The 366-nt window shown below is 50.5% G+C and carries 1 protein-coding gene; it reads left to right on the top strand.

What is annotated here, in order from left to right; all coding sequences use genetic code 11:
* Window positions 1-104 precede the first annotated feature (104 nt).
* Window positions 105-366: hypothetical protein (locus FVP33_RS19880; RefSeq protein ID WP_222706824.1), on the top strand; the 262-nt coding region annotated here is incomplete at its 3' end.

The following is a 366-nucleotide window of genomic DNA, read 5'->3' as shown; positions in this document are numbered from 1 at the left end:
TGAATGTGTCAGGGTACGCCATAGGCTACCGCCTAGACAGGAATATCCTCTTCCCGGGAAACAAGCTCTATGCTCCGCATACATGTGAGTTCACACCTACATACATGCATACACTCTTCACCAACTGCGACAAGACAAGCAATAACCGTGCCAACAATGATCTACCTCTAGGCGTCCGCCTAGCCCGTCATGACAAGTACGGAATGCCAGTATACGTCTCACAGTGCAGGACACTAGGCAAGCAGTCTACCCTTGGATCGTTCGACGATCCGATGCAAGCCCATGCGGCATGGCAACATGCCAAGGTAGCAGCCATCCTCGAATGTATTGATCTCTATCAGATGGAGGATGTTCACAGTGTAAACG

Origin of the sequence: Lacisediminihabitans profunda, assembly GCF_008040105.1 — a bacterium.
Lineage (GTDB): Bacteria > Actinomycetota > Actinomycetes > Actinomycetales > Microbacteriaceae > Lacisediminihabitans > Lacisediminihabitans profunda.
This window is presented reverse-complemented; position numbering and strand designations above follow the sequence as displayed.